The sequence below is a fragment of the Acinetobacter sp. 228 genome, from assembly GCF_048147885.1.
Map to the genome: position 1 here is coordinate 1 of NZ_JAYWYV010000367.1, position 1,236 is coordinate 1,236.

Annotated in this window: 1 protein-coding gene and 1 pseudogene; one reads left to right on the forward strand and one right to left on the reverse strand. The window is 40.0% G+C overall.

Annotated features, from left to right (window positions below; genetic code table 11):
- The coding region (locus VXQ92_RS19060; RefSeq protein WP_416682855.1) for a S1C family serine protease at positions 1 to 834 on the forward strand (834 nt) is incomplete at its 5' end.
- A gap of 49 nt (positions 835 to 883) precedes the next feature.
- On the opposite strand, the pseudogene cca reads toward VXQ92_RS19060, so the two are convergent.
- Positions 884 to 1,236, reverse strand: a pseudogene (gene cca / locus VXQ92_RS19065) (multifunctional CCA tRNA nucleotidyl transferase/2'3'-cyclic phosphodiesterase/2'nucleotidase/phosphatase); the annotation flags it as partial.

The window sequence follows — 1,236 nt, forward strand, 5'->3', positions numbered from 1 at the left end:
GTTATTGTTCGCGCCGATGGTTACATTCTCACCAATAATCATGTGATTGCTCAAGCTGACCAGATTGTGGTGGCATTACATGATGGACGCCGAGCAGAAGCTACAATTGTTGGCACCGACCCTGATACAGATTTGGCGGTTATTAAAATCGATTTAGATAAATTACCAGTATTGCCTTTTAAGCTCAGTGGTAATGAAGTTGGTGATGTTGTTTTAGCGATTGGTAACCCATTTGGCGTAGGACAAACAGTAACTCAAGGGATTATTTCAGCAACCGGTCGCTCTGATTTAGGTATTAATACCTATGAAGACTTTATCCAAACTGATGCTGCAATTAACCCAGGTAACTCAGGTGGCGCATTAATCGATGTGGCTGGTAACTTGATTGGTGTGAATACGGCGATTTTCTCACAATCGGGTGGCTCTTTAGGTATTGGCTTCGCGATTCCGGCAAAGGTTTGTCAGCAAGTATTAAACTCGATTTTAAAAGATGGTCGTGTTGTTCGTGGTTGGTTGGGTATTAGTTTACTTCCACCTACACAAGACGATGTATTGGCACCTAAACAGCAAGTGGGTGTAGTTGTTGCTGATGTCTTAAAAAATGGTCCGGCAGATGCTGCGGGGATTAAAGTTGGCGATAAAATTGTTCAGGTGAATAATGAGCCGATCACTTCAGCTTCTCATTTAATTAATTATGTCGCTTTGCAAGCACCAAATAGCGAAATTAATGTTTTGGTTGAAAGAGAAGGCAAACAACAAAACTATGTTGTGACGGTAGGTGAGCGAAAAGCACAGAATACACAATCTCAGTATATTCCGCTTCCAAGACGTTAAAACCTAAATAAAAAAAGCCTCATTTTGAGGCTTTTTTTATTGTTGTTTATTAGGAGTGACTAAGACTTTGATGCTGATTTTTAAATTCAGCTAAAGCTTCAATTCGATATTGAATAAGCATTTCACCAATTTCAGCACCCTTAATGTTCTCTGGTAAATCTTGAACTTTAATGGAGCGAACAATTTGCATGGCTTCACGCATGTATTGAGCTTGAGGATATGGACGATCTTCTAGTCCTAATCTGCCTTTTGCATCACACTCGCAGGCTTGTACAAAAGCTTCCACTCTTTCTGGACGACGTAAAACATCTAAGCGTTGCAATAGACGCCATAAAGTACCAGGTTTCAAGGACATAATCTGATGACATTTTAAATGTTCTTTGCACACTGATAATGCCAATT